Annotated in this window: 19 protein-coding genes; 7 read left to right on the top strand and 12 right to left on the bottom strand. The window is 68.2% G+C overall.

Annotated elements, in window-relative coordinates:
• Positions 1 to 56: 56 nt before the first annotated feature.
• The 3 genes from ASD72_RS05055 to ASD72_RS05045 are packed head-to-tail and all read right to left on the bottom strand — an operon-like array spanning position 57 to position 4,880.
• A complete protein-coding gene (locus ASD72_RS05055) occupies positions 57 to 2,864 on the bottom strand; it encodes an AAA family ATPase (protein WP_056878855.1) in 2,808 nt (935 codons plus the stop codon).
• The gene (locus ASD72_RS05050; RefSeq protein WP_056878854.1) at positions 2,857 to 3,564 is read right to left on the bottom strand and encodes a hypothetical protein; all 708 of its coding nucleotides are present in this window, start codon (positions 3,562 to 3,564) and stop codon (positions 2,857 to 2,859) included. Before ASD72_RS05050 ends, ASD72_RS05055 begins: the two co-directional genes overlap by 8 nt.
• Positions 3,561 to 4,880, bottom strand: coding sequence for a hypothetical protein (locus ASD72_RS05045; protein WP_155944482.1), 1,320 nt, complete (start codon positions 4,878 to 4,880; stop codon positions 3,561 to 3,563). Before ASD72_RS05045 ends, ASD72_RS05050 begins: the two co-directional genes overlap by 4 nt.
• A 169-nt stretch (positions 4,881 to 5,049) precedes the next feature.
• Between ASD72_RS05045 and ASD72_RS05040 the strand changes: the two genes are divergently transcribed.
• The 3 genes from ASD72_RS05040 (at position 5,050) to ASD72_RS05030 (ending at position 8,739) form a co-directional block, all read left to right on the top strand.
• Positions 5,050 to 7,092, top strand: a complete 2,043-nt coding sequence (locus tag ASD72_RS05040; RefSeq protein WP_056878853.1) for an NADPH-dependent 2,4-dienoyl-CoA reductase — start codon at positions 5,050 to 5,052, stop codon at positions 7,090 to 7,092.
• 353 nt (positions 7,093 to 7,445) lie between these two features.
• A complete protein-coding gene (locus ASD72_RS05035) occupies positions 7,446 to 7,901 on the top strand; it encodes a cell wall hydrolase (protein WP_056878852.1) in 456 nt (151 codons plus the stop codon).
• Between the two features lie 226 nt (positions 7,902 to 8,127).
• Positions 8,128 to 8,739 (top strand): glutathione S-transferase N-terminal domain-containing protein, encoded by a 612-nt coding sequence (locus tag ASD72_RS05030; RefSeq protein WP_056878851.1) that lies wholly within the window; start codon positions 8,128 to 8,130, stop codon positions 8,737 to 8,739.
• Positions 8,740 to 8,755: 16 nt separating this feature from the next.
• Here the strand turns inward: ASD72_RS05030 and ASD72_RS05025 are convergent, their stop codons facing one another.
• From ASD72_RS05025 to prpB, 3 genes are all read right to left on the bottom strand, one after another.
• Positions 8,756 to 9,253 carry a hypothetical protein gene (locus ASD72_RS05025; protein ID WP_056878850.1) on the bottom strand — a complete coding sequence of 166 codons (498 nt, stop codon included), beginning with the start codon at positions 9,251 to 9,253 and terminating at the stop codon, positions 8,756 to 8,758.
• Positions 9,254 to 9,542: 289 nt separating this feature from the next.
• A complete protein-coding gene (gene prpC, locus ASD72_RS05020) occupies positions 9,543 to 10,697 on the bottom strand; it encodes a 2-methylcitrate synthase (RefSeq protein ID WP_056878849.1) in 1,155 nt (384 codons plus the stop codon).
• A gap of 15 nt (positions 10,698 to 10,712) precedes the next feature.
• Positions 10,713 to 11,597: a methylisocitrate lyase gene (prpB, locus tag ASD72_RS05015; protein ID WP_056878848.1), complete on the bottom strand. Its 885-nt coding sequence runs from the start codon at positions 11,595 to 11,597 to the stop codon at positions 10,713 to 10,715.
• 146 nt (positions 11,598 to 11,743) lie between these two features.
• On the opposite strand from prpB, the gene ASD72_RS05010 reads away from it, so the two are divergent.
• Both ASD72_RS05010 and ASD72_RS05005 read left to right on the top strand, forming a co-directional pair.
• Entirely contained in the window at positions 11,744 to 12,961 is a 1,218-nt protein-coding gene (locus ASD72_RS05010; RefSeq protein ID WP_056878847.1) for a citrate synthase family protein, read from the top strand.
• 71 nt (positions 12,962 to 13,032) lie between these two features.
• Positions 13,033 to 14,433 carry a M14 family zinc carboxypeptidase gene (locus ASD72_RS05005; RefSeq protein WP_056878846.1) on the top strand — a complete coding sequence of 467 codons (1,401 nt, stop codon included), beginning with the start codon at positions 13,033 to 13,035 and terminating at the stop codon, positions 14,431 to 14,433.
• Positions 14,434 to 14,436: 3 nt separating this feature from the next.
• Here ASD72_RS05005 and prpE read toward each other — a convergent pair whose 3' ends face one another.
• The 6 genes from prpE to ASD72_RS04975 all read right to left on the bottom strand — a co-directional run bounded on the left by prpE (position 14,437) and on the right by ASD72_RS04975 (position 22,782).
• A complete protein-coding gene (gene prpE, locus ASD72_RS05000) occupies positions 14,437 to 16,338 on the bottom strand; it encodes a propionate--CoA ligase (RefSeq protein ID WP_056878845.1) in 1,902 nt (633 codons plus the stop codon).
• A gap of 151 nt (positions 16,339 to 16,489) precedes the next feature.
• Positions 16,490 to 18,916 (bottom strand): prolyl oligopeptidase family serine peptidase, encoded by a 2,427-nt coding sequence (locus ASD72_RS04995; RefSeq protein ID WP_235577940.1) that lies wholly within the window; start codon positions 18,914 to 18,916, stop codon positions 16,490 to 16,492.
• A 138-nt stretch (positions 18,917 to 19,054) separates the two neighbouring features.
• Positions 19,055 to 20,038 carry a malate dehydrogenase gene (locus tag ASD72_RS04990; protein WP_056878843.1) on the bottom strand — a complete coding sequence of 328 codons (984 nt, stop codon included), beginning with the start codon at positions 20,036 to 20,038 and terminating at the stop codon, positions 19,055 to 19,057.
• Positions 20,039 to 20,117: 79 nt separating this feature from the next.
• A complete protein-coding gene (locus ASD72_RS04985) occupies positions 20,118 to 21,320 on the bottom strand; it encodes a pyridoxal phosphate-dependent aminotransferase (protein WP_056878842.1) in 1,203 nt (400 codons plus the stop codon).
• 128 nt (positions 21,321 to 21,448) lie between these two features.
• Entirely contained in the window at positions 21,449 to 22,231 is a 783-nt protein-coding gene (locus tag ASD72_RS04980; protein ID WP_056878841.1) for a hypothetical protein, read from the bottom strand.
• Between the two features lie 53 nt (positions 22,232 to 22,284).
• Positions 22,285 to 22,782 (bottom strand): peptidylprolyl isomerase, encoded by a 498-nt coding sequence (locus ASD72_RS04975; protein ID WP_056878840.1) that lies wholly within the window; start codon positions 22,780 to 22,782, stop codon positions 22,285 to 22,287.
• Positions 22,783 to 23,061: 279 nt separating this feature from the next.
• Here ASD72_RS04975 and typA point away from each other — a divergent pair, with 279 nt between their 5' ends.
• A complete protein-coding gene (gene typA / locus ASD72_RS04970; protein ID WP_056878839.1) occupies positions 23,062 to 24,891 on the top strand; it encodes a translational GTPase TypA in 1,830 nt (609 codons plus the stop codon).
• Positions 24,892 to 24,906: 15 nt separating this feature from the next.
• Positions 24,907 to 25,377, top strand: coding sequence for a DUF2127 domain-containing protein (locus ASD72_RS04965; RefSeq protein WP_056878838.1), 471 nt, complete (start codon positions 24,907 to 24,909; stop codon positions 25,375 to 25,377).
• The last annotated feature ends 17 nt before the right edge of the window (positions 25,378 to 25,394 follow it).

The raw sequence follows: 25,394 nt of genomic DNA, 5'->3' as shown, positions 1-25,394 counted from the left end.
CTGCATCTCCTCCTTTCCGATCGCGACTTGCGTCGCTCCCACAGCATTACCCCGGATCACGCGGCCGCGGCATCCCCACTGCGGTCGCGCTTCAGCACGGCCACCGGCTCGGCCCAGGCGCTGGCCGCGCGACGCTTGCTGGTCGCCAGCACCAGGTCGGACGGCTCGAACACATTGACGTTGTGCGTGATCGGCGTGGTCAGGATGTACTGCGCGTCGGTCGAGCGCAGGAAGCGTCCGACCTTCTCGATGTTGGCCACGTCCAGGTGCGCGAACGGTTCGTCGATGAAGACGAAGCCGCCGGGTTGCTCCTCGTCCCGCAGCAGCGCGACCAGCAGCAGCAACGACTTCATCACCTGCTGGCCGCCCGAGGCTTCGCCGTCGTCCAGGCCGATCCAGCCCTTGCGGTCGAAATCGAAGCGCACGGTCAGGCCGGCCTGCGCCAACGCGGTGTCCTCGTTCACCAGTTCCGGCAGTTCGGCATCCACGCCGATGCCCGCCAGTTCGCCGAGCGACGCCAGGTTGCGCTTGTAGCGGCGTACCGTGGCGCGCAACACGTTGATGTAGGCGCCACGTGCTTCTTCGGTCAGTCGGCGCGCACGGTGAAGGTGCGTCTCCCGCTTGCCGATGGCGGCCTCCAGGCCGGCATGATCGGCCGCGAACTTGTCGCGCAGCGCGACGCATCCATCGTCCTCGACGTAACCGCCGCGCGTGATGCGCTCGTCGATCCGCTCCAGTTCGCGACGCACGGCGCTGGCGCTTTCGTACTCCTCGCGCGCCGCACGCAGCACGGCCGCACTGCGCCACGCGACCGGCATCTGCGCGCGCCGGCGACGGAAATCGAGGATGCGCTGGGTCAAGGCGAGGCGTTCCTGGCCGATCTGCTGGCCGCGTTCGTGCAACTCGCCCGCCAATGCCTTGATCTCGCCGGTTCGGCTGGCCGCGGCGATGCCTTCGGCCTTGTCCTGTGCTTCGAGCGCGTCGAGCTGCTGGCGGGCTTCCGCCAGCGTCGCCGCCGCTTGCGCCGCCGCATCGGCCAAGGCCGGCAGGCGTTCGGCACCATCGGCGAACTCCGCCGCGCGCGTCACCAGTTCCTGGCCGGCATCCAGCCCCAACAGGCGCGACTGCGCGGCATCCAGTTGCTTGCGCAGGGTCGCCAAGGCGTCCTCGCGCTGCTGTGCCCGGTCCTGCAGCATTGCCTGTTCGGAACGCAGCGACACCAGGTTCGCCTGACGGGCACCCGCGCCGAAATGATGCGCGCCGCCACCGACGTGGCGTCCACCGCGCTGCTCACGCAGGTAACCCTGCGCCGTGATCCAGTCCTGGCCCTTCGGCAGGCGATGGCCCGCTTCCACGTCGGCCACACGCTGGATGCGGTCCAGGTGGCGCGGCAGCCAGGCCGGCGGATCCTCGGAGAAGCGCACGACTTCCAGCAGCGAGCCTTTCGTCGCTTTCTCCACCGGCGCGCGGTCGGCGACGACGAAGTGGCGGTACTGCATCCGCTCGCCGAGGCGCCAAGCCTCGCGTGCGTCCTTCGGGTGCTCCAGCAGGACGAGGTGGCGATACGGGGCCAGCACCGCCTCCACCGCCACCGCCCAGTCGCGGTCCGCCACGTCGACCATCTCGGTCAGCACGCGATGCGCGATGCCTTCGCGATCCAGCGCAACGCGGAAATCGCGTTCGAAGGCTTCCACCACCCGGCCGCCACCACTCAACGCGGCCACCTGCGCGGCGATTTCGCCGCTGCGCTGGCGGTCGCGTTCGGCTTCCAGCTTCAGCTCGGCCTGGCGGCGACGTCCGTCCTCCAGCGCGCGCGTCAGCGCATCCACGTCGTCGCTGCCGCGCTCGGCCTGCAGCTTCGCGAGGTCGTCGTGGCGGCGCACCAGCGATTCGGCATCGCGCGCGTGGTCGCGTGCCTGGGTGAAGGCGTGCTCGGCCTGTTTCAGGCGAGCCTTGGTCTCGGCGAGTTCTCCACCCGCTCGATCACGCTGCAGTTGCGCGGCGACTTCCTGCGCGAGCAGTTGGGCATGCGTACGTCCGCGCTCGCGCAGCGCGCGGCGCAGGCCGGTCAGGCGCGGGCGCGCGCCCTCGATGGTGGCGCGCTGGTCCGCGAGTTCCACCTTCGGCGCGATCTCGGTCTGCAGCCGGTTGCGCTGCGAGCGCAACGACAGGCCATCCTCGAACGAACGCACGTCGGCGCGCGACGACTCCAGCCTGACATGCAGTTCGGCCAGGCCCTGCTGGAGTTGCGCGATCTCCTTCTCGACGTCGAACTGCTCGTTGCGGGCGCGTTGGTAGTCGTCCAGCACGGCCTTGTCTTCGAACACGTCGAACACCAGCTGCAGCAGCTCGCGCGGCGACAGCTGGCACAGCTTGTCGGTGGCGCCCTGTTCCAACGTGAGGACGCGGCAGATCGCCCGACTCAGGCCTGCCCCTGCCAGCCGCACGCGGTAGTCGCGTACGCCCAGCCAGTCGCCGCCCTGGTCCAGCGTTTCCACCGGCACGTCGCCGGCGACGATCTGGTAGTCGCGCGACCAGTCGCCACCGCGCTTGCGGATGCGGCAGGCGATGGTCACCTGTTCGTCCATGTGCGGGAAGAACGCGCGCTTGCCCCGCCGGTCGACCGGATTGCTGACCACCGCGCGCAGCCAGGCGTACGGCTTGCCGTTGTGGCGCAGGTAGGTCTTGTAATCGCGGGCCATGTCGCGGTCGTCGATGGCCAGCAGCGTGCGCAACGCATCGAGCAGCGTGGTCTTGCCGGAGCCGTTCGGCCCCACGACGGTGATGATCGAGGCGTCCAGCGGCAACGTGTAGCGCTGCCAGTAGTCCCAGTGGACGACTTCCAGGCTGCGGAACTCAAACATCGGCCTGCTCCTCGTTCGCTTCGTCCATGCGCTCGTCCACCGGCGCCTCGGGCGCGTTCGCCTGCGAGGCGCGTGCCTCGTCGATCACGTGCGCGAGCGCGCCATCCATCACGCGGCTGGCGATGCGCTCGTAGTCGAAGGCCAAGTCGAGCAGCGGGCCCTCGTGGATGCGCTCGCGGCGTCGCACGATGAAGCCATGCCGCTGCAACGTGCCCAGGCTCATCTGCACGCGACCCTTGCCGCCCAGGCGGTCGGCGAAATCCGCCAACAGCGTGCGTTCGTTGAGCGGCTCGACCATGTCGCTACCGACCGGCACCGGCTTCATTTCGGCGAACATCTGCTCCTGCTCGTGCTGGCGCTCGCCCTCCTGCCGCGCGATCTGGCGCTGGCGCTTGGGCAGCACCAGCAGCGCCCACAACACCACCAGCAGCGCAATGGCGTCGCGCCCCAGCGAGAGGTTGCTGGCCGCCCACGCGTCGCCGTGGCCGAACACCTCGCTTTCCTGCGCGCGCGCGATGCCGACGGCGACGTGCGCGGCATACGGATGCTCGAGCAGGCGCAGGCCGGCGGCGGCAAGGCGACGGTCCAGGTCGTCGCGCAGGTCGGCGTCGACGAGCACCTGGCGCACGGCGCGATCCTCGCGCGGCAGCCAGCGCTCGGCCAGCAGCCGTGCGATCAGGGAAGCGATGGGGTCATTCATGCGGTACGGGCTTTCTTCTTGCGGGAAGGTGCAGGCTCGGCCTGCGCCTGGAGTGTCTGCGGCAGCAGGCGACCGCGGCTCATGTAGGCCACGCCGGCGCGCTGCACGGGTTCGAATTCGGCATCGACGTGCCACTGCATCGGCAGTTGGGCCAACGACGCAGCCACGCCGTGGCGGTTCTCCGCACCGGCATCACCGATCAGGCCCAGCAGCGACAAGCGGTACGCACTGACGGCGAAGCCGTCCTGCGGCACCCAGTCCGACAGCGGCGCTTCGGTGTCGAGCGCGGCGAGCTGGTCGAACCACTGCTCGGCATGGCCGTAGTCGTTCTGCACGACCGGCGCCTGGGTGTCCACGGGGGCCGCCTGTGCCGGCGGCAGCGAGGCGTCGTCCTGAGCGGCGCGCTCGCGCTCGACCAGTTCGTACTCGGCCACGTCCAGCGCGATCGGCCCCAGCGCGAACGCCGGCTGCGGCATCCGCGCGAGCACGTCGTCTGCCAGGTCCGAGAGCGCAGCCACATCGAGCGCACGCAGGTAGCGATTGACGTCGGAAGACGACAGGCCGCTGGCGCCGAGGTGCACGCGATGGCGGTCCAACTGGTTGAGTGCGCGCTGGAACACCGACGCCTGCCGCAGCAACGCGCTCTGCGCACGACCGATCTGCTGGGCCACGCGGTGGGTCGCGGTGTCGAGTTCGCCATCGGCGGCGATATCGCGGATCAGCGCGGTGCCCTTCTCGACCCACTGCCAGACCGACTGCAGGGTATCGGCGGCGCGCTGGATGCGATGTTCGGAACCGCTCAGCACGGCCTGATCGAAGTCTTCGCGCAGTTCGTTGAGGCGCGACAACAGATGCTGCAGGTCGTCGGCGCCCACGCGCCCCATCGCCTGGCCTGCGGCAAGCTGCGCGGTGACGTACGCCAGTTCGTCGCCTTCGCGGTTGAACTGCAGCAGCAGGCCGATCGAGGCCAGCGCCTGGCGGCCGACCGGGCTGATGCGGTAGCGCTGGCTGGGGGCGTCCCACAGCAGCAGGCCGTTCTCGCGCAGGCGCCCGAGCACCGTGTCGAACTTGACCGGGTCGAGGTAGGCGAACTGGTCGCGCAGCTCCTGCGGGGCCCAGTCCGGCGCCTGTCCGCGCTCGCCGATGGTGCGCAGGACCAGCAGACGCACCATCACGCTCTCCTCGCCGCCGTGGAACAGCGTCGAGAACGCCCGCAGCAGGTCGCGGGCGTTGAGCAGGGGGTGGAGGTCCGGCAGGTCCGCGGCGGCGATGCCGGCGCGCAGGTAGTCGTGCAGGGGCGGTGAGGCGGTGTCCATGAAGGGCCGGGAACCTGGGTAGCCCATGGTCCCCGAGCCGCCCGCGCCGGACAACTCTTGCAAGCCGGCCGGGTCTGTGCCCTGCTTCGCGCCGCGGATGCCGCTTGCGCCGGACGCCCCGGCGCGGCATCGTTCGCTTCTTCCATACGCACGCGTATCCATCGCCCGCATGACGTCGACCGCCACCGCCAACGACTCCACGCCCTACCCCCACCTGTTCACCCCGCTGGACCTGGGCTTCACCACGGTCCGCAACCGGGTACTGATGGGCTCGATGCACACGGGCCTGGAGGACCGGGCGAAGGACTTCCCGCGCCTGGCGGCGTACTTCGCCGAGCGCGCGGCCGGTGGCGTCGGCCTGATCGTCACCGGCGGCTTCTCGCCCAATCTGGTGGGCTGGCTGAAGCCGTTCGGCGGCAAGCTGTCGTGGCCGTGGGAGGCGCGGCCGCACAAGTTCGTGACCAAGGCCGTGCACGAACATGGCGCCAAGATCTGTGCGCAGCTGCTCCATGCCGGCCGCTACGGTTACCACCCGCTGACGGTGGCGCCATCGAAGCTCAAGGCCCCGATCAATCCCTTCACCCCGCGCGCGCTGTCGGCCCGCGGCATCGAACGCCAGATCGGCGCGTATGCCAATGCGGCGAAGCTGGCCCGCGACGCCGGCTACGACGGCGTCGAGATCATGGGTTCGGAAGGCTACTTCATCAACGAGTTCACCGCGCCGCGCACCAACAAGCGCGACGACGCCTGGGGCGGCACGCCGGAGAAGCGCATGCGCTTCGCGGTGGAGATCGTGCGGCGCGTGCGCGAGGCAGTGGGTCCGGACTTCATCATCATCTACCGGCTGTCGCTGCTGGACCTGGTCGAAGACGGCAACCAGTGGGACGAAATCGTCCAGCAGGCCAAGGCCGTGGAAGCCGCTGGCGCCACCCTCATCAACTCCGGCATCGGCTGGCACGAAGCACGCGTGCCGACCATCGTGACCTCGGTCCCGCGTGCGGCCTTCGTGGACGTCACCGCCAAGCTCAAGCCGCACGTGCGCGTGCCGCTGGTGGCGACCAACCGGATCAACATGCCCGAGGTCGCCGAAGGCATCCTGGCCGCCGGCAAGGCCGACATGGTGTCGCTGGCGCGCCCGTTGCTCGCCGACCCGCAGTGGACGGCCAAGGCACGTGCCGGCACGCCGCAGGCCATCAACACCTGCATCGCCTGCAACCAGGCCTGCCTGGACCATGTGTTCGAGAACAAGCTCGCCAGCTGCCTGGTCAATCCACGCGCCTGCCACGAGACCGACCTGCTCTACAAGAAGACGTTCACCCCGAAAACCATCGCCGTGGTCGGCGCCGGTCCGGCCGGGCTGGCTTGCGCGACGGTCGCCGCCGAACGTGGCCACCGGGTGACCCTGTTCGACGCGGCGGGCGAGATCGGCGGGCAGTTCAACTACGCCAAGCGGATCCCGGGCAAGGAGGAGTTCCACGAGACGCTGCGCTACTTCCGCCACCGGCTGGAAGAGACGCGCGTGGACGTGAAGCTCTCGACAGTGGCGACAGCCGCCGACCTGGCCGGCTTCGACGAGGTCGTGCTGGCCACCGGCATCACGCCCCGCCAAGTGGCATTCCCGGGCGCCGACCACGCCAAGGTCGTCAGCTATGTGGATGTGCTGTCGGGCCGGGTGAAGGTGGGCGCACGCGCCGCGCTGATCGGGGCCGGTGGCATCGGCTTCGACGTCGCCGAATACCTGACCCACGAAGGCCATTCGCCCTCGCTGGACCCGGCCCGCTGGATGGCCGAATGGGGCGTGGACCCGACCTTCGAGGCCCGTGGCAGCCTGTCCCGTCCGCAGCCGGAACCGCCGGCCCGCGAGGTCTGGCTGCTGCAGCGCAGCCCGGGCAAGCCCGGCGCCCGCCTGGGCAAGACCAGTGGCTGGGTCCACCGGGCCACGCTGAAGGCCAAGCAGGTGAAGATGCTGGGCGGCGTGGAATACGTGGGCGTGGACGACACCGGCCTGCGCATCAAGGTGGACGCCACCGAACAGCTGCTTCCGGTCGACCACGTGGTGGTCTGCGCCGGCCAGGAGCCGCGACGCGAGCTGCAGGCCGCCCTGCTGGCCACCGGTCGGACGCCGCACCTGATCGGCGGTGCCGACGTCGCCGCCGAGCTGGACGCCAAGCGCGCCATCGACCAGGGCAGCCGGCTGGCGGCACGCCTGTAATCGCGCGAAGAGCGTGCCGAGAGGCACCAGGAACGGTGTCGGAAACCCGGTTTCCGACCCCCTGACCTGCGACGCGCCTCACAATTTCCAGCCAGACCGGGGGGCCCGCGTCAAGCCGGCCCGTTCAGGCCGAGTTGGGTCGCCCCCCCCTACCTTGCGCGCACTTTCCGGCCCGCCGCCCAGTTCAGGCGGGCTGAGCCCGGCGCTCGGACCCTCTCTTGGTCCGGCCTTGCCGGTCCCCGGGCAGCCCGTGTGACGGCTGCCTCCCCATAACGCCCTGCCGCGTCCCCTGATGTCCTTCCCTGCGTAACGGGAGAGGCGGGGGCGCGGGAAAGACGGAGCAAGGAGTTCCCATGAAACTGGCCTGGATCCTATGGCTGTCGCAGATGTTGCCGCAGCCGGCCGCCGATTCGCTTTGCCTCAGCACCACCGTTTACCTGGAAGCCCGCGACCAGACCCTACGCGGCCAGCAGGCCGTCGCCGAAGTGGCCCTGCGCCGCCGCGACAGCGGCCTGTGGGGCGACTCCGTCTGCTCCGTGGTCACCGCCCGCAAACAGTTCGCCCCCACCATCGTCGGCCCCAACACCCGCCTGAAGAATGCGGATGCCTGGGCCAAGTCGGTGAGCGTCGCCCTGAACGCCGAACGCAACTGGGCCCTGCCGCCCGGCCAGCGCAAGGAAATCGTGCCTGGCGCCAGCCACTTCATGGCGCACCAGATCGCCAGCCCGAGCTGGCGCAACGCCTATCACGTGGCGACGATCGGCGACCACACGTTCCTGCGCGTGCAGAAGCTCAAGCCGCGCTCCTGAGAACGGGCGCTTTCGAAGCCACGCGGTCCAACGCGCCGATCCGTTCGCCGCAGTCGGACCCGCATGGCCCCTGCTCCCCTCTCCCCGCGGGAGAGGGCAAGGGGTGAGGGCAAACCACCGCGATACCTGCGGTTCGTACGCGACACGATCCGTTGCACCGCGCATCACGCTGGAAACATTCGAGGCCCGCGATAATCGCGGGCCTTTCTTTTTCCCAGGGGACACCATGAAGCTCTACACCAAGCCCGGCGCGTGCTCGACCGCCGACCACATCGCGTTGCAGTGGACCGGCCAGCCGTTCGACGTGCAGGTGATGACCGCCGCCGAAATGAAGGAGCCTGCGTACCTGGCGATCAATCCCACCGGCGCGGTACCGGCGATCGTCGATGGCGATTTCGTGCTGACCCAGAACGCCGCGATCATGGGCTACATCGCCGACACCTATCCGCAGGCGCACCTGGCCGGCGACGGTTCGCCGCAGCAGCGCGCGCTGGCGGCGAAGTGGTTGTCCTTCGTGAACTCCGACGTGCACCCCGCGTTCCATCCGCTGTTCGGCCCATCCCGCTTCATCGGCGACGAGACGCAATTCGATGCGGTGAAGGACGCGGCGCGCAAGCGCCTGCGCGGGTTGTTCGAGCAGGCGGACAGGCAGTTGCAAGGCCGCGACTGGCTGGCCGGCTTCCGCAGCTTCGCCGATCCCTACTTCTACATCACGCTGCGCTGGGCCGACCGCACGGGCGTGGACCTGTCGGGCCTGCAGAATCTCGCCGCGTTCAAGCAGCGCATGGAGGCCGATGCCGGCGTGCAGGCCGCATTGAAGGCCGAAGGCCTGGCCTGACCCCGCACGGCGCGCGTCAGGCCAGCGACGCGCGCACCTCTTCCAGCCAGCGCGTGGCGAAGGTGTGGTCGCGCGCCTTCGTCATCGCGGTGGCGACATCGGGCAGCAAGGCTTCCAGATCGTCCGCGTTGGCGCAGCGCTCGACCTTGAGTTGCAGGAAGTAACCCTTCAGGCCGATGTGCGCGCGGATGTCGTCGGTGATGCGCGCGTACAGCAGGTTGTAGCGTTCGGCGGAGGTCATGATCACCACGGGCGCACCGTCGTTCGATTTCGTGGCGGCCACCGCGGCCAGCATCGATGCCGCCCCGGACCGTCGCTCGATCAATCCGTCGGTGGCGAGCTGGCGCAAGGCATCATCGGGCGCATGCAGCCCGCTCATCATCGCCTGCAGTTCGTCGTCGCTGCGCTGGCCATCCACCAGCAACAGGATCGAGCGCAACCCCGCCGGCAGCTTGCGCGTGCGCTGCTGGATCTCGTTGCGCCCGGCCTCGGTCTTGCTCCATCTGGTCTGCATGGCATCCCCCCACGCCGCGCGGCGGGCCCCTCCCACGGCTACGGCGTTCCCCTGTCCGCCAGTAGTACCGCGGCACGGCCACCTGCGGCTGCCACGCGGATCACACAAACGACACGGGGCCGCCCGACCTTCGTCGAAACGGCCCCTCAGGGCGCGAGTGCGGACCTCAGCGCTGGTCGATCGGCACGAAGGCCAGGTCGTCCGGGCCGGTGCAAAAAAACGCCCTCACCCTTTGCCCTCTCCCGCAGGCGGGAGAGGGGACGTGGGTGCCATGCGGGTTCGACTTCGATCAGCGCCGGTCCAGCGGAACGAATTCCAGATCCTCGGGCCCCGTGTAATTGGCGCTCGGGCGGATGATCTTGCCGTCGATGCGCTGCTCGATCACGTGCGCGCTCCAGCCGCTGGTACGCGCGATCACGAACAGCGGGGTGAACATCGCCGTCGGCACGCCCATCATGTGGTAGCTGACCGCGCTGAACCAATCGAGGTTCGGGAACATCTTCTTGATGTCCCACATCACCGACTCCAGGCGCTCGGCGATGTCGTACATCTTCATGCTCGACTGCTCGGCGGAAAGATCCTTCGCCACGTTCTTGATGACGTCGTTGCGCGGGTCGCCGGTGGTGTAGACCGGATGGCCGAAGCCGATCACGACTTCCTTGCGCTCGACGCGTGCCTTGATGTCGGCTTCCGCTTCATCGGGCGACTCGTAGCGCTTCTGCACTTCGAACGCCACTTCATTCGCGCCACCGTGCTTCGGACCGCGCAGCGCGCCGATGCCGCCGGCGATGGCCGAATGCATGTCGCTGCCGGTGCCCGCGATGACACGACAGGTAAAGGTGGATGCGTTGAACTCGTGCTCGGCGTACAGGATGAGCGAGGTGTGCATCGCGCGCACCCAGCTGTCCTTCGGCTTCTCGCCGTGCAACAGGTGCAGGAAATGTCCGCCGATCGAATCGTCGTCGGTCTCGACGTCGATCGCGCGGCCGTTGTGGCTCCAGTGGTACCAGTACAGCAGCATCGAACCCAGCGAGGCCATCAGCTTGTCGGCGATGTCGCGCGCGCCGGGATGGTTGTGGTCGTCCTTCTCGGGCGATACGCAGCCGAGGATCGATACGCCGGTGCGCATCACGTCCATCGGGTGCGCGGACGGCGGCAGTTCTTCCAGCGCGGCTTTCACGGCGGCCGGAATACCGCGCAACGACTTCAGCTTCGCTTTGTACGCGGCCAGTTCGGCGCGGTTGGGCAGCTTGCCGTGCACCAGCAGGTAGGCGACTTCCTCGAACTCGCTGGTCGTGGCCAGGTCGAGGATGTCGTACCCGCGGTAATGCAGGTCGTTGCCGCTGCGGCCGACCGTGCACAGCGCAGTGTTGCCCGCGGCGGTGCCGGACAGGGCGACGGATTTCTTGGGCTTGAAGCCGGGTGCGGGTGTGGTTTCGCTCATGGTGGACTCCCTACGTCACTTCTTTGCGGAAAACAGGGTATCGAGCTTCTGCTCGAAGGCGTGGTAACCGATGCGGTCGTACAGTTCCTCGCGCGTCTGCATGCTGTCGACCACGTTCTTCTGGTGGCCGTCGCGGCGGATCGCTTCGTACACGTTCTCCGCGGCCTTGTTCATCGCGCGGAACGCCGACAGCGGATACAGCTGGATCGCCACGCCGACCGAGGCCAGTTCGTCGCGGGTGAACAGCGGCGTCTTGCCGAACTCGGTGATGTTCGCGAGCACCGGCACCTTCACCGCATCGACGAAGCGCTGGTAGGTGGGCAGGTCGTAGGCGGCCTCGGCGAAGATGCCGTCGGCGCCGGCCTCGACGCAGGCGATGGCGCGCTCGATGGCGGCCTCGACGCCTTCGACCTGGATGGCATCGGTGCGTGCGATCAGGAAGAAGTCGGGATCGGTCTTCGCGTCGGCGGCCGCCTTCACGCGGTCGACCATCTCGCCGGCCGACACGATTTCCTTGCCGGGGCGATGGCCGCAGCGCTTGGCGCCCACCTGGTCCTCGATGTGGCACGCGGCGGCACCGGCCTTGATCAGCGACTTCACCGTGCGCTCGATGTTGAACGCGCTGGGGCCGAAGCCGGTGTCGATGTCGACCATCAGCGGCAGATCGCAGACATCGGTGATGCGGCGCACGTCGATCAGCACGTCTTCCAGCGTGTTGATGCCCAGGTCGGGCAGGCCCAGCGATCCCGCGGCGACGCCGCCGCCGGACAGGTAGATCGCCTGGTAGCCGGCGCGCTTGGCGAGCAGCGCGTGGTTGGCGTTGATCGCGCCGATCACCTGCAGCGGCGATTCGGTGGCGAGCGCGGCGCGGAATTTCGCGCCTGCGGACGGGGTGTTCATGCGACGTGACTCCTCATCGGTCAGCGAGTGGCCCAGGCGCGGAGCCGGTGCCGGAGGTGCGTGAAGGGTACGCCCCTCTTCGGGACGCAAATCTGGCACCATCCGCAGGGTTGATCAATCTTGATCGAACGAATCAATATTTCTCCATGGCCTCCGCGACCGACCTACTGTCCGCCCGCGACACCTGCCGCCTGCTGGGCATCAGCCAGGCCACGCTGTACGCCTACGTCAGCCGCGGCCTGCTGGAGTCGCGTCCCGGCAAGGACCACCGCAGCCGCCTCTACCTGCGCCAGGACGTGGAGCGGCTGGCCCAGCGCAAGCAGGTGGGGCGCGGCGCGGCGCGGGGCGCGGCGCAGAGCCTGGACCGGGGCCTGCCCGTGCTGGAGACGCAGATTTCGCTGATCCGGCCGGATGGCCCGTATTACCGGGGGCGTTCGGCGATCGGCATGGTCCACGACGGCGCCACGCTGGAAGACGTGGCGCGGCAACTCTGGGACTGCGGCGACGAGGACCCGTTCACTGCGCGTTCGCTGGCCCACTGGCCGGCCGTCGTCGCGCCACTCGCGTCCGATGCCTCTCTGCCGCCGCTGGAGCGCGCGATGGCGGCGATCCCGCTGCTGGCGCTGGATGTGCGCCACTCCTTCAATTCCGCGCCCCGCGTGCGCCACGAGATCGCCGCGGGACTGCTGCGCCACAACGCGGCGCTGCTGGTCGCCCAGCCGCCGTCTGGTGCGCCGGTGCACCGCGTGCTCGCGCAGGCCTGGCACCCGGGCGATGACGGATTCGCCGACCTCGTGCGCGCCGCGCTGGTCGTTTGCGCGGACCACGAACTGAATGTCTCGGCATTCGCAGCGCGCGTGGTCGCCTCCACCGGGGCGCATCTGCACGCCACCGTCTGCAGTGGCCTCGCCGCGCTGTCCGGACCGCGCCACGGCGGCGCGACGGCGCGTGCGTACGCACTCATCGCCGATGCCCGTGAGGCCGGCAACGCGCGCCGCTTCATCAGCGAGCGCTGGCAACGCGGCGACGACCTGCCCGGCTTCGGCCACGCACTGTATCCGCAGGGCGATCCGCGTGGCGCCGAACTGCTGGCGCGTGCACGCGAGCGCCATGCGGGCGAGCGCGAGATGGCCGCACTGGAAACCCTGGTCGCGGCCACCGAAGACATCAGCGGCCTGCGCCCGAACATCGACTTCATGCTTGCGGCGATCTGCCACCTCAATAGGCTGCCGGCGACGCCCGCGCTGGTGATGTTCGCCGCAGGCCGTCTGGCCGGATGGCTGGCGCACGCGCTCGAACAGCAGGCGCAGGGCCGCCTGATCCGCCCGCGCGCCAGCTACACCGGCATCACGCCACCGGCATGAGGCGCGCGCGGGTTTGACATCGCGGGCGCATGCAGGGACCCTGCGGACGTCCGTCCACCGTGTCGCCTGCAATGCGCCCTGCCCTCGTCCTGTGCCTGCTGCTGACGATGATGACCCCGACCACCATCGCCCGGAACGCCTCCAACCCGCACCCACCGGCCACCGCCTCCACGCCGGTGCCGCCGCCGCCCGCCTGGTTGCCCGCGCTCGATGCGCGTTACGACGCCGAGCTGCGTGCTGCCGGGCTCGACAACCGCGTGTTCACGGCCGAGCACTGGTGGACCGTGGCCACGCCGCTGCTGGAGCGCGCGCGCGGCTTCCACGTGGAGGACATCGGCCGCAGCGTGGAGAACCGTCCCCTGCGCCACGTGCGTTGGGGCGAAGGCACGACGCAGGTGCTGCTGTGGTCGCAGATGCATGGCGACGAGAGCACGGCCACGATGGTGCTGGCGGACCTGTTCCGCTTCCTCGGCGAACATCCGGACGATCCGCAGGTGAAGGCGCTGCATGCGAACACCACGCTGCACGTCCTGCCGATCCTCAATCCCGATGGTGCCGCGCGCTTCCAGCGCCGCAATGTGCAGGGCATCGACATCAACCGCGATGCACGCATGTTGGCGACGCCCGAAGCGCGCACGCTGAAGGCGCTGTACGACCGGGTGAAGCCGATGTACGGCTTCAACCTGCACGACCAGCGCGTGGGCTACCGCGCCGGCGATTCCGACCGCGGCACCGCCATCGCGCTGCTGTCGCCGCCCTACAACCATGCCGCCGACGTCAACGAAGTACGCACCCGCGCCATCGAGGTGACCGGCGTCATCCGGACGGCGCTGGAGCCCTACCTGGCCGGCCATATCGCGCGCTGGGACGAAACCTTCGACCCGCGTGCGTTCGGCGACCTCACCACGCAGTGGGGTGCCAGCACGGTGCTGATCGAGGCCGGCGGCATCGAGGGCGACGTGCAGAAGCAGCGCCTGCGCAAGCTCTACTTCCTCGGCCTGGTGGCCGCGCTGGACAGCATCGCGACAGGCAGCCACGCGGGCGTATCGCCTGCGCTCTACCGCGAACTGCCGGAGAACGGCGATGTCTGGCCCGACCTGCTGGTGCGCAACGGCACGCTGTCGGTGCCGGGCCGCCCGCCGACGAAGGCCGACCTGCTGGTCAACTTCCGCAATCCGCTGGCGGAAACCGAGGGCGCGATCGCGGGCGTGGGCGACCTGGGCAACATGAAGGCGCGGCGGCGCATCGATGCGCAGGGGCTCTTCATCGTGCCGCTGCCGGGGCATGCGGGCGAACGCACGGTGATCGAAGCGAACGACGACAGCGACAACGACGAGCCACCCTCGCCGCTGCCGCTCACCCCCGGCGCGAGCGCACGCTTCGCGCTCAGCCGCGATCCGCAGGGCCGCGACGTGGTCTGGACGCTCGATGGCAGCGTGGACCCGGCCACGCCATCGCCACCTGCGCGCTGACGGTCAGCTACCGACCTCGGGCCCGCGCTCCAACGCGCGCTTCACTTCCTCCAGCGCATTCGGATCGTCGAGCGTGGAAAGATCGCCAGGATCCGCACCCTGGGCCAGCGCCTGCAGCGAGCGCCGCAGCAGCTTGCCGGAGCGCGTCTTCGGCAACGCATTGACGATGTAGACGCGCGCCGGCCGCGCGACCGCGCCCAGGCTCTGCTCCACCGTGCGCCGCATGCCGTCGGCGGCCTGCACGCGCTCGTGCGGTTCGTCGGTGGCCTGCCGCAACGTGGCGAACACCACCGGCACCTGCCCTTTCAGTTCGTCGGCCACGCCGATCACGGCGGCCTCCGCCACGGCCGGGAAGCCGGAAACGGATTCCTCGATCTCGCGCGTGCCCAGGCGATGGCCCGCCACGTTGATGACGTCGTCGGTGCGGCCGAGGATGAAGGTGTAGCCGTCCTCGTCGCGGATCGCCCAGTCCAGCGAGCTGTACAGCAGTTCCTTGAAGTGGCTGAAGTAGCTGGAGAGGAAGCGCGCGTCGTCGTTCCAGATCGTCGTCATGCACCCCGGCGGCAACGGTGGCTGCATGACCAGCACGCCCTTCTGGCCGGGCCCGACCTCCTCGCCGGTGCTTTCGTCGATCACCTTCATCTTGTAGCCGAGGTTCGGGAACCCGGGCGAACCGAACCGCACGGGCTTCATGTCCAGGCCCGGCAGCAACGTCAGCGCCGGCCAACCGGTCTCGGTCTGCCAGTAGTTGTCGATCACCGGCTTGCCGATCGCATCGGTGATCCAGTGCGCCGTCGGTTCGTCGAGCGGCTCGCCCGCGAGGAACAGGTATTTCAGCTCGGACAGGTCGTGGCGCTTGATGAAATCGATGTCGTGCTTCTTCAGCACGCGCACCGCCGTTGGCGAAGAGAACATCGTGCGCACGCCGTACTGCTCGCACAACGCCCACCAGATGCCGGCATCGGGTGCGGTCGGCAGGCCTTCGTAGAGGACCGACGTGGCGCCGACGATCAGCGGCCCGTAGACGTTGTACGAATGACCCACCGCCCAGCCGACGTCGGAGGTGGAGAACATCACCTGCCCCGGCCCCACGTCGAACACCGTGCGCATCGACAGCGCGAGCGCGACGGCATATCCGCCGACATCGCGCTGCACGCCCTTCGGCTTGCCGGTGGTGCCGGAGGTGTAGAGCAGGTAGCTGGGTTCGTTCGACTCCAGCCATTCGACCGGCACCTCGGCGTCGCCGACGGCGGCGCGCAGCGTGGCGTAGTCCTCATCGCGGCCGGCGACCTTCGGCTCCGCCGGATCCAGGCCGCGCGACACGATCAGCACCTTGGCCGGCGGCGTGTTCGCCTTCGCGCAGGCCTCGTCGATGAGCGGCTTGTAGGGAATGATCTTCCCGCCCCGGCTGCCCGCATCGGCGGCGATCAACAGCTTCGGTTGGGCGTCGTCGATGCGCAGCGCCAGGTTGTGCGCGGCGAAGCCGCCAAACACCACCGAATGCACGGCACCGATGCGCGCGCAGGCCAGCATCGCGAACACGGCTTCGGCCATGTTCGGCATGTAGATGACCACGCGATCGCCACGGCCGACACCGAGCCGCTTGAGCACGGCCGCGAAGGCGTTCACTTCGCGGTACAGCTCGCGGTAGGTGATCTCGCGGGTGACATCGGTTTCGGTGGACACCGCCACCAGCGCCAGCTGGTCGCCGCGCTCGGCGACATGGCGATCCACCGCGTTGTAGCAGAGGTTGGTCCGGCCGCCGACGAACCAGCGACGGAACGGAGGCTGGGCATACTCCAGCACCTGCCGTGGCGGCGCGTGCCAATGGATGGCCTTCGCCTCTTCGCCCCAGAAGGCCTCGGGCTGCTCGATCGAGCGCCGGTAGACGTCTTCGTATGCCATGCGAACCTCCCAGATCCGACACCGGGACCAGCATAGACCCGCCCTGCCGCGGCCACCTTCCTACCTTGGTCGCATGGGACATTCCGTCGCACCCGAAAGAAGAACGCCGGGCGCGGACCCGGCGTTTCCCTGGAGCTGCGGCAGCGCTGCGTCAGTTGCGTTTGGCGGGCGCGGGCTTCACGTAGCGGTCGAACCAGGCCAGCATTTCGGCGATGAAGTGCTCGTTCGATTCCTGCGCCGTATACCAGTGCGGTTCGAACGGCAGCATCACCAGGCGGGTGGTGCCGCCGGTGCCGCGAATGGCCTGGAACAACCGCGGCGACTGCAGGGATTCGGTACCCGGGTTGGCATCGTCGCTGCCATGCACGATCAGCAGCGGCTCGTTGACCTTGTCGGCATGGAAGAACGTCGATGCCTGGTCGTACACCTTCGGTGCCGCCCAGAACGAGCGGCGTTCGTTCTGGAAGCCGAACGGGGTCAGCGTCTTGTTGTAGCCGCCGCTGGACGCCACGCCGGCACGGAACAGATCCGAGTGGGCCAGCAGGTTGGCGGCCATCAGCGCACCATGGCTGTGCCCGGTGACACCGATGCGGTCGCGATCGACCACGCCGAGTTCGACCGCCTTGTCGACCGCGGCTTCCGCGTTCGCCACCAACTGTTCTAGGTAGGTGTCGTAGGCCGTCTTCGGATCGCCGACGATCGGGAAGGAGGCGTTGTCGATGATGGCGTAGCCGGCGAGCAGCAGCAGGCGATAGTTCGACAGGCGCGTGAACGTCTGCTCCGAACCGCTCACCTGCCCCGCTTTGGAGGGGTCGGCGTAGTCCATCGGATAGGCGTACAGGATCGCGGGGACGCGTTCGCCTTCCTTGTAGCCCGGTGGCGTGTAAAGCGTGAAGGACAGCTCCACGCCATCCTTGCGCTTGTAGGTCACCAGGCGCTTCTTGATGTCGCGCACCTGCGGCGTGGGATCCGGGAAGCGGGTCAGCGGTGCGGGCTCCGAGCGCAACGTCGCTTCCGCCGGACCTGCACCCTGGATGGCATCGCCCAGCGTGCGGCGTTGCAGGTTGGGCGGATCCTTGGGCGACTGGTGCCAGGTGAGCAGGCGACGGGTGTCGTCTCCTTCGAAGCCCACGAAGACTTCGTACGCCGCCGCATCGCTGCGGAACAGGCGGCGCGTGCTGCCGTCCTTGATCACGTAGCGATCCAGGAAGGGCCGGTTGCCCTGCGGCGTGGCGCCCATGCCGCTCAGGAACAGCGCTCCGTCTTCCTCGCGCAGTACCCACGCGCCGTTGGGCAGTCGGTCGTACTCCGGATTGCCCGGGTCGGCGTACAGCTCATCGCTCGACAGGTCCCACAGCACGCGCGCGGGTACGCGCTTGTCCACGTCCACCAGCGTCGTGGTCTGCCAGTTGCGGTTGGCATCGTACTCGTGCGTCAGCGCGCGACCGCCTTCGCGGAACCAGGCGAGACCGGCGTAGCGCTGCTTCAGGCGCGCGATCTCCTTCGGCTTGCCGGTGAACGGCGCGGCGAGCATCAACAGGCGATCGCGGGCCGGCACGTCGTTCTTCCAGTCACCGCCATCGAGCGCTTCAGCCCACACGAGCGTCGCCGGCTGGTTCGCGCGCCATGCATGGCTGCGCGGACCGGTGGGAACGCCACGCACAGGCACGCGGTCGGCGACCGGCAGCTTCGCCACCGGCACGATACGACCATTGGCCAGGTCGAGAACGCCCAGGTCCTTGGCGAAACGCTGCCAGGTGGTGACGTAGGAATACGGCCGCGCCAGCACTTCCACCAGCACGTGGCGACCATCCGGCGCAGCGTCTGCCGCGCCATACACGGCCTTGGCGCCCACGGGCGTCACCGTGCCGGTGTCGGCATCGACCACCGCCAGCTGCGACGTGGCGTAATGGTCGAACAGGGCCTCGTCTTCAGGACCGGACAAGGTGTCGCGCGCTTCGTACGTGCTGCTTTCGCCCTTGCCGGCGATGGCTTCCTTGATCTCCGGGCCCGGAGGGACCGCGGAGCGCACCGGTGCGGCACCGATGTCCGCCGGCACCTGCTTCACCAGCAGCGAGTGCTTGTCGCCCAGCCACTGCACCGCACCGCCCAGGATCGTGTTGAGCTTCACGCCTTCCACGCGGCGCACCTGCCCATCGGCGGCGCGGCCCACCCACAGCTCCACGCCATCATCGGTGGTGTTGTCGAAGGAGAAGCGCGTGCCATCCGGCGACCACGACGGCGTACCCGGGCATGCGCCCGCGGGCAACGCAACGGTGGTTTCCTTTCCGCTGGCCAGCTCCAGCACGCTGAAGCTTTCCAGGCAGGTACGGATGCCGTAGCCATTGGAACGATCGTGGCGGCTGTGATTGCGGGGCTCCACGCGAACGCCCGCGAGCTTGAGATACGGCTCGGCGACGCGGGCGATCGGTGGATATTGCGACTGCCGGATCAGGATCGCCCGCGTGCCGGTGGGGTCCAGCGACGGCGACGGATTGAGCGGTGCGCGGAACACCTGCAGGAGCGGTTCGGGAGGCTGCAGGTATCGCGCCTCCTGCGCCGCCACCAGCGACGGCATCGCCAGGGCCAGTCCCACGACCAGCAACATCCTTCCTTTCCGCATCACCCACCCCCTTGAGGAAACCCAGAAAGTAACACGACAAAAAAAGGGGCGGCTTGCGCCACCCCTTCTTCATCGCCTGCGACGTGCCCGCTATCAGAGCAGGTGCGCCACGCCGCTGCGCTCTTCTTCCAGCTCGGCCAGGGTCTTGTCGATGGCCTTCTGGCTGAAATCGTCGACCGGCAGGTCCTTGATCATCGTGTACTCGCCGTTCTGGGTGGTGACGGCGAAACCGAACATCACGCCTTCCGGAATGCCGTAGCTGCCGTCGGACGGAATGCCCATCGTCACCCACTTGCCGTTGCTGCCCAGCACCCAGTCGCGCACGTGGTCGATGGCGGCGTTGGCGGCCGAAGCGGCCGACGACAGACCGCGCGCTTCGATGATCGCGGCGCCGCGCTTGCCGACCTGCGGGATGAAGGTGTTCGCGTTCCAGTCGGCGTCGTTGATCTTGTCCTTCAGCGACTGGCCGTTGACGGTGGCGAAGCGGTAGTCCGGGTACATGGTCGGGCTGTGGTTGCCCCACACGACCAGCTTGTCGATGTCGCCCACGGCCACGCCGGCCTTGTTGGCGAGCTGCGACAGCGCGCGGTTGTGGTCCAGGCGCAGCATGGCGGTGAAGTTCTTCGACGGCAGGTCCGGCGCGGACTTCATCGCGATGTAGGCATTGGTGTTGGCCGGGTTGCCGACCACCAGCACCTTGACGTTGCGGCTGGCGACCTTGTTCAGCGCGGCGCCCTGGGCGGTGAAGATCTTGGCGTTCTCCAGCAGCAGGTCCTTGCGCTCCATGCCCGGGCCGCGCGGACGCGCACCGACCAGCAGGGCCACGTCGACGTCCTTGAACGCGACTTCCGGATCGTCGGTGCCGACGACGCCGGCCAGCAGCGGGAACGCGCAGTCTTCCAGCTCCATGATCACGCCCTTCAGCGCGGCCTGGGCCTTCTCCAGCGGCAGCTCCAGCAGCTGCAGGATGACCGGCTGGTCCTTGCCCAGCATTTCGCCGGAAGCGATGCGGAACAGCAGCGCGTAGCCGATCTGGCCAGCAGCGCCGGTGACGGCGACTCGGACGGGGGTTTTCATGGTGCGGTTCCTCGGGGTTTCGTAGGGTGGGCGTCGGCCCACCGCGTGGGGAAAGAGTGGGCCTGCGCCCACGCAACGGTTACTTCAGTTCGGCAAAGAATTCCTGGAAACGCTGCAGGCCCGGCGCGAGTTGCGGCGTCGGACAGGTGTAGCTGATGCGCAGCGCGCGCGGCTCGCCGAACGCGGAGCCCGGCACGCAGGCCACGCCCTTCGCTTCGAGCAGCGCGTTGCAGAAGTCGACGTCGTTGGCGATCGTCACGCCGTCGTGCGACTTGCCGAAGGCGCAGCTGATGTCGGGGAACACGTAGAACGCGCCCTGCGGACGCGGGCACACCACACCCGGGATGGCTTCCATCGCCGCCAGCACCTGGTCGCGCTTGGCCTGGAACTCGGCGTTCTTCGCGACAGGCACGTCCTGCGGGCCGGTGAGCGCGGCGATGGCCGCGGCGGTGACGACTTCCGGCACGTTGGTGATGTGGTTGGAATTCATCGTGGTCAGCGCCTTGGCGACCACTTCGGGGCCGGCCATGAAGCCCACGCGCCAGCCCGGCATGCCGTAGGTCTTGGACAGCGAATCGACGAACACCGTGCGGTCGCGCAGCTCCGGCCGCGCTTGAACGAAATTGGTGTAGGCCAGTCCGTCGAACAGCATGCGGTTGTAGATGTCGTCGGTGACGATCCAGGTCTCCGGATGCTTCACCAGCACATCGGCCAGCGCAGCGACTTCCTCGCGCGTGTAGACCATGCCCGTCGGGTTGGACGGATTGTTGAACAGGAAGACCTTCGGCGTGTGGATCGTCAGCGCTTCGTCCAGCTGCGCGGGCGTCAGCTTGTAATCCTGGCTGGCCGGGCACGGCAACGGCACGGCCTTGGCGTTGACGATGTCGGCGATGTCGGCGTAGGTGGTCCAGTACGGCGACGGGTAGACGATGGTGTCGCCCTCGTCGAGCAGCGACTCGGCCAGGTTGTACAGGATGTGCTTGGCGCCGATGCCGGTGGACACGTTGGCGCGCGTGTAGCCGGTCAGGCCCAGCGCTTCGATGTGTTTCAGGAATGCGTCCAGCAGCGCGTCGGTGCCGCGGTTGCTGCCGTACTGGCCGGAGTCCTTCGCCAGCGCGTCGCGCGCGGCCTGGTAGACGTGGTCACCGGGCAGGAAATTGGGAACACCGATCGAGAAGCTGATGATGTCGCGGCCGTCGGCTTTCAGCTTCTTGGCCTTTTCGGCCACCGCCATGATCGCACTTGGCTTGGCGCGACCGATGCGCCGGGCAAGCAGGGGCATTGCACAACCTCGCGTGGAAACGGTTAGAGAGCGTCGCCGCCGTTTTTTTGCGGCGCAAAATGGTATCACGCCACCCCGCCGCGACCGACTAGCCCATGGTCTAGGCCCGTCGGCTCAAGCCTGCCCCGTCACAGGTAGTCGACCACGTCGCCAAGGTCGTAGTTCTCGTCGAAATAGGCCTGCCACTGGGCATACGCCGCGCGCAGGCAGGCGGGGGTGTCGCAGGCATCCAACTGGCGGGTCGCGGCCTGGACCGTGCGATCACCGTCGGGATAGCGGTCGGCGAGTTCCTTGAACTGCCGGCGCATGCCGGCATCCAGCGCGCCGAACTCCTCGTGCCCGCAGACCAGAGTGGCGCGGACGCTGCCGGCCGGGGCATCGGTGTCGCATACCGCGGCGGTCTCCGGCGCCTGGACCGCGGCCACGGCAGCGGCGAGCTCGTTGCGGTCGCGTCCGGTCAACCGGCGCACGAAGCCCAGGTCGTCGGTCTGGCCGGCACCCCAGGTGATGCGCAGGGTGAAGCCGTTTCCGCTCTCGTCCTGCAGCTTGCGCAGGGTCACCGTCTCGCTGGGCCCGGTCTCGGAGGCCAGGTGCAGGGCCAGTGTGCCGTTGTCGAGGTCGAGGTCGACATCCTCCACCTTGCCATCCAGCCAGGCGCCATCACGCACGACCTGCAGCCCGGCGTCAGGCTGCCATGCGATGGCGTACAGGGTTTCGGCGTCGTCGCCTTCGCTGTCGTTCGTACTCCACACGCCTTCCAGGCTCTGCTGGAAGCTCTCCGCCGACGCCTCGACGGCGGTCGCCGCGGCGGGATCGGACGGGGTCTCCGCGTCCTTCGTACAGGCACCCAGCGCCAAGGTGGCGGCCAGCAACATGGCCACGCGGATCGCGCGCCGGCAATGGTCCTTCATGGTGGTGCTCCGTAAGAAGAAAGGGCCGGTCGATGACCGGCCCTTTCATTCGATCACGCGGACAGGACGCGGTTCCACTCCGCCACGCGGTCGGCCTTGGCGGCCAGCACGGCGTCGGCGTCGCCGGCAATGGTGACCTTGGTGATCAGGTCGCCCTGCTTCACGGCGTCGACCACGTCCAGGCCTTCGGTGACCTTGCCGAACACGGTGTGCTTGCCGTCCAGCCAGGGGGTGGGCACGTGGGTGATGAAGAACTGGCTGCCATTAGTGCTGGGGCCGGCATTGGCCATGGACAGCACACCGCGCTCATGGCGCACGCCATTGGTGGTTTCGTCCTCGAAGCGGTAACCCGGGCCGCCGCGGCCGGAACCTTCCGGGCAGCCGCCCTGGATCATGAAATCGGGGATCACGCGATGGAAGTTCAGGCCGTCGTAGAAGCCACGCTTGGCCAGGTTGACGAAGTTCGCCACCGTCAGCGGGGCCTTGTCGGGGTACAGCTCGATCGTGATCGGGCCGCGGGAAGTATCGAAAGTGGCGGTCAGCTGGCTCATCGGGTGGTTCTCCAGGGGTAGAAAGGGGGCGGGCCGCAGGGATCGCCAAGGGAAGGCAGACGCCCGTTCAGGCGCCATCCGCATCCCAGATCACGACGATCCGGGGCGATTTCAAGGGCGCTCCCTCCCGGTTGGCGGCATCCATTCTGGCGTTGTTCGGAAAATCAGGTGCTTAGCACGCCATAGCCCGCTATAATACGCCGCCTTCTTTCCTCCCCGTCCTCGCGCCCTGCCCCTTCGAAGGGGGTACCCGGGTGCGTTTTTCCGATCCCAGAATCCATGTCCATCGAAAACCTCCGCAATATCGCGATCGTCGCGCACGTCGACCATGGCAAGACCACCCTCGTCGACCAGCTGCTGAAGCAGTCCGGCACCCTCTCCGAGCGCACCGTGCTGGCCGAGCGCGTGATGGACAGCAACGACCAGGAAAAGGAACGTGGCATCACGATCCTGGCGAAGAACACCGCCATCACCTGGAACGGCAACCGCATCAACATCGTCGATACCCCGGGCCACGCCGACTTCGGCGGCGAAGTCGAGCGCGTGCTGTCGATGGTGGACACGGTGCTGATCCTGGTCGACGCGATGGACGGCCCCATGCCGCAGACGCGCTTCGTCACCCAGAAGGCCTTCGCGATGGGCTTCAAGCCGATCGTGGTGATCAACAAGGTCGACCGCCCCGGCTCGCGTCCGGAGTGGGTCGTGGAGCAGGTGTGGGACCTGTTCGACCGCCTGGGCGCCACGCCCGAGCAGATGGATTTCCCGATCGTCTACGCGTCGGCGCTGAACGGTTACGCCGGCCTGGAAGACAGCGTGCGCGGCGGCGACATGACCCCGCTGTACGAAGCGATCATGCAGCACGCGCCGAAGCCGGAAGTCGATCCGGAAGGCGCCTTCCAGATGCGCATCAGCCAGCTGGATTACAACAACTTCGTCGGCGTGATCGGCATCGGCCGCATCCAGCGCGGCACGTTGAAGAAGAACATGCCGGTCGCCGTGATCGACCGTGAAGGCAAGAAGCGCCAGGGCAAGGTGCTGCAGGTGCTGGGCTTCCTGGGCCTGGAGCGGATCGAACAGGACAGCGCCGAGGCCGGCGACATCGTCGCCATCTCCGGCATCCAGGACCTGACCATCTCCGACACGATCTGCGCGCTGGACACCCCGGAAGCGCTGCCGGCGTTGACGGTCGACGAGCCGACGATCTCGATGACCTTCCAGGTCAACAATTCGCCGTTCGCCGGTAACAAGGACCTGTCGGGCGGCAAGTTCCTCACCAGCCGCCAGCTGAAGGAGCGCCTGGAGCGCGAGACCGTGCACAACGTCGCGCTGAAGGTCGAACAGCTGGAAGACGCCGACAAGTTCCTGGTCTCCGGCCGCGGCGAACTGCACCTGTCGGTGCTGATCGAGAACATGCGCCGCGAAGGCTATGAGCTGGCCGTGTCGCGCCCGGAAGTGATCATCAAGGAAATCGACGGCCAGCTGATGGAGCCGATCGAGCAGCTCGTCGTCGACGTGGAAGAAACCCACCAGGGCGGCGTGATGGAGAAGCTCGGCGTCCGCAAGGGCCAGCTGAAGAACATGGAACCGGACGGCAAGGGTCGCGTGCGCCTGGACTACCAGATCCCGGCGCGTGGCCTGATCGGCTTCCAGAACGAATTCAAGACGCTGACCCAGGGCTCGGGCCTGCTGTTCCACGTGTTCGACCACTACGGCCCGAAGGAACAGGGCGCCATCGCCAAGCGCCTCAACGGCGTGATGATCGCCAATGCGCCGGGCGCCACGCCGGCCTACTCGCTGGGCCCGCTGCAGGAGCGCGGCAAGCTGTTCGCCGCCGAGGGCGACAACGTGTACGAAGGCCAGCTGATCGGTATCCACTCCAAGGACAACGATCTGACCGTCAACGCGATCAAGACCAAGCCGCTGACCAACATGCGCGCCTCGGGCAAGGACGATGCGATCCAGCTGACCCCGGCGATCAAGTTCTCGCTGGAGCAGGCGCTGGACTTCATCGACGACGACGAACTGGTCGAAATCACGCCGAAGGAAATCCGCCTGCGCAAGAAGTTCCTGACCGAGAGCGACCGCAAGCGCGCCTCCCGCGCGGCCTGACCGCCGCGCCGCGCCTTGGACGAGACCGCCTACAACCCGGACCCCAAGGCGCATCCCGGCCTGCACGCCATCGCCCTGTTCGAGGGCGCCAAGGGCGTGCTGGCCCTGGCCTTCGCCGGCGGACTGCTGGCGTTTGGTCCTGATCGCCTGCGCGAGAGCGTGCAGGCGATCGTCGCCCGCTTCATCCCCGACGCCGGCCCCGGCGTGATGAGCCAGTGGCTGGACCGCATCAACCCCGAGTCGGTCCACGTGGCCGTGCTGATCATCGCGGTGTATGCCGGCATGCGCCTGCTGGAAGCCTGGGGCTTGTGGCGTGCCCGCGCATGGGCCTCGTGGCTGGGCTGCATCGGCTCCGCCGCCTACCTTCCGCTGGACGTCTACGCGCTCTACCACCACCCCGGCTGGCACACCTGGGCGTTGCTCATCGTCAATCTGGTGATCGTGTGGGTGCTCTGGCGCGACATCCGCCGGCGCAAGCGGATTTGACGCGCGGGGCGACGGCT

It is taken from the genome of Pseudoxanthomonas sp. Root630, assembly GCF_001427585.1.
In the GTDB taxonomy this organism is placed as follows: Bacteria; Pseudomonadota; Gammaproteobacteria; order Xanthomonadales; family Xanthomonadaceae; genus Pseudoxanthomonas_A.
The sequence above is the reverse complement of the archived record's forward strand: the minus strand, read 5'-3'. Positions and strand labels throughout refer to the sequence as shown.